This is a genomic window from Desulfovibrio sp. 1214_IL3152, from assembly GCF_036763055.1.
Lineage (GTDB): Bacteria > Desulfobacterota > Desulfovibrionia > Desulfovibrionales > Desulfovibrionaceae > Desulfovibrio.
Genome location: NZ_JBAIYW010000554.1, coordinates 1 through 2919 on the forward strand (window position 1 = coordinate 1; position 2919 = coordinate 2919).

General features: G+C 59.6%; 3 protein-coding genes and 1 pseudogene. 3 read left to right on the forward strand and 1 reads right to left on the reverse strand.

Features of this window, described 5'->3' with window-relative positions; genetic code table 11:
* The 3 genes and pseudogenes from V6C07_RS11680 to V6C07_RS11690 form a co-directional block, all read left to right on the forward strand.
* A pseudogene (locus V6C07_RS11680) lies at positions 1–349 on the forward strand (phosphohydrolase); the annotation flags it as partial.
* Complete coding sequence (locus tag V6C07_RS11685) at positions 312–1232, forward strand: D-alanine--D-alanine ligase family protein (protein WP_333536651.1); 921 nt, start codon at positions 312–314, stop codon at positions 1230–1232. The pseudogene V6C07_RS11680 and the gene V6C07_RS11685, both read left to right, overlap by 38 nt.
* Positions 1233–1526: 294 nt before the next feature.
* A complete protein-coding gene (locus V6C07_RS11690; RefSeq protein WP_333536652.1) occupies positions 1527–2444 on the forward strand; it encodes a DMT family transporter in 918 nt (305 codons plus the stop codon).
* Between the two features lie 59 nt (positions 2445–2503).
* Here the strand turns inward: V6C07_RS11690 and V6C07_RS11695 are convergent.
* On the reverse strand, positions 2504–2919 hold a 416-nt coding region (locus tag V6C07_RS11695; RefSeq protein WP_333536653.1), incomplete at its 5' end, for a dTDP-4-dehydrorhamnose 3,5-epimerase.

Genomic DNA, 2919 nt, shown 5'->3' on the forward strand with positions numbered 1-2919 from the left:
CCATGCCCAGGTGGGCGCTGCCTGGGCCGTGGCCGAAACAGGCAACTACGCTGTGGCCCAGGGCGTCATGATGCATGTCTGGTGGCCTTGGGAACTGCCCGCAGGGCGGGGCATCTGCGCGCTGCCGTTTTTTGTGATGTATGCCGACAAAAGAGTCAGACATGACGCTTGCGTCAGTCTGGAAGAAAGGTATGACGACCTGCTGGGCCGTTATGGGCACAGTGAGGCGGCGCGAGAAGGTATTTTCGCCGCCTTCCGCCAGGGAAAAAATATTGAAAGCGCTCTTTCGGAGCAACTGGGATGGACACTGTATGAAGATTCTTTTGATTGCGGGCGGCTGGTCTCCTGAACGGCAGGTATCATTGAACGGCGCACGGGCCATGGTTCCTGCCCTGGAAGCGCGTGGTCATGAAGTGACTTTTTTTGATCTGCTGGCCGATTTTGACGGCCTGTTGGCCGCCGCCGATCAGCATGATTTTGCCCTCATCAACCTGCACGGGGCTCCGGGCGAAGACGGGCTGGTGCAGGCCATGCTGGACCGGGTGGGCTGCCCCTACCAGGGGTCCGGCCCCGCAGGCTCTTTTCTGGCGCTCAACAAATGCGCTGCAAAGCAGGTTTTCCGCAGGGCCGGTCTGCCCACGGCGGATTGGGACTTTGTTCCCGCGCTGCCCGAAAAAGACTGGCAGCCCCGCCTGCCGTACCCTCTGTTTGTCAAAAGCAACACGGGCGGCTCGTCGCTGCGCCTTGGGCGCGCGGCCAACCGTGAGCAACTTGACCAGATCATGGGCCAGATATTTGCTGCGGGCGAAGAAGTCATTATGGAACCGGTCTTGCCGGGCCGTGAGGTGACGTGCGGCATTTTGGGCGAAGAACCCTTGCCTCCCATTCTTATCGAGCCGGTAGCAGGGGATTTTTTCAATTATGAAAGCAAGTACGAGCAGGACGGCGCGCGTGAGATATGCCCGGCCCCCATTGGTGACGAACTGACCGCGCGTGTGCAGGATCTGACCCTTGCCGCGCACAGGGCGCTCGGCCTCAGGGGCTACAGCAGGGCGGACTTTATTCTCGGGCCGGACGACAGCCTTACCCTGCTGGAGGTCAATACCCTGCCCGGCATGACCGCGACCAGCCTTGTGCCGCGTGAGGCCAGGACCATTGGTCTTGATTTCGGCCAGTTGCTTGAGCGCCTTATGGAGCTTGGGCTGGCCGACTGCGGAAAAAAGTCGCAATAACACAGCCCTGAAGGGCATTTGCAGGCCCGCACCTCCTCTCCATCCCGTCACGGAAAACATGGCGGGCCGGAGAGTTTTTTTGCAGGCACGCCACAGGCCGGAATCCGCTTTTCACGGATACCTTGCACCGTCAAAATGATGCGGATGTCCATCCGCACCTCGCGCGCATGACCATGCAAATGGCCTGCCCGCCCCCTGTTTTCGGCCCGCTCCGGCGCATGACAGCAAGGTTCACATTCAGCCATTCCGTTGCGCCCGGGGCGTAACAGTCTGCCACCCAACAACGACGGTCCCATGTCTGAGAAAAACAATTCGGCTGGTCATCTGGCGGCCCTGCTTTGCATCCTTGTCTGGGGAGCCACGTTCATTTCCACCAAGATACTGCTGCGCGATTTCAGTCCTGTTGAAATCCTTTTTTTCCGGTTCAGCCTGGGGTTTGCGGCCCTGTGGCTGGCCTGCCCCCGCGCCTTGTGGCTGAAGGATAAAAAACAGGAATGGCTTTTCGCAGGGGCGGGGCTTGCGGGCGTGACGCTCTATTTTTTGCTTGAAAATATTGCCCTTACCTACACGTTTGCCTCCAATGTGGGCGTTATTGTGGCTGTTTCGCCGTTTTTCACGGCCTTGCTGTCGTTCTGGCTGCTGGCTGCCGAAAAGCCGGGGTTGAATTTCTTTCTGGGCTTTGCGGCGGCCATTCTGGGCATAGGGCTGATCAGCTTCAGCGGGAGCACCGGTCTGCAGCTTAACCCCCTGGGCGACCTGCTGGCGGTGCTGGCCGGGCTTGCGTGGTCGTTTTATTCCATCCTGACGCGCAAGATTCTGGCCTTTGGCTATAACAGTCTTCAGGTGACGCGGCGCTGCTTTTTTTACGGGCTGCTTTTCATGCTTCCTTGTCTGCCCTTCATGAGCTTTCACTGGGGGCTGGAGCGTTTTGCCAAGGCCGTGAACTGGGGAAATATGGCTTTTCTTGGGCTTGGAGCCTCGGCCTTGTGCTTTGTGGCGTGGACATTTGCCATCAAGCGCCTGGGCGCGGTGCAGAGCAGCGTCTACATTTATCTGGTCCCCGTGGTGACGGTTGTCACTGCCGCGCTTATCCTTGACGAGCGTATCACCTGGATGGCCGGGCTGGGTACGGTGCTGACGCTGGCTGGTCTGGCGCTCTCGGAGATGCGGCAGTTTCGCCTCTGGAAAAAAGCCGGTTCTCTGCGGCGTTGATGCACGGCAAACGGGCCGCCCCAAAAGGGCGGCCCGCAGTTTATTGTCGCGCCATATGCCTATGCCTGTTCTGTTTTCCAGCAATAGGGAATGGACGGATCGTCCATTGGCAGGCGTTGTCCTTCGGCGGGGTCGTGAGGAATATCCGCGCAGTTGCAGATAAGCGCCGGGCTATTGTCCATTGCGGCAAAGCCGTACCACACGCCCGTGGGAATACGCAGGAGAAAATAGTTTTCCGGCCTGCCCAGGGCCAGTTCGCACACAACGTCCCTGGTGGGGGAATCCGGTCGACCGTCGTAGAGCACAATGCGCAGCAGCCCTGCGGGTACGGCAAAATGCTGCACCTGCCGGGTGTGGCACTTCCATGCCTTGACGTGGCCGGGCAGCACTTCAGAGAAGTATATTTCGCCGAAGCCCCTGCTGAAGTCCGGCAGCAGGGCGGAACCGGGGCGCAGCATGTGCAGCACCGGCCCGA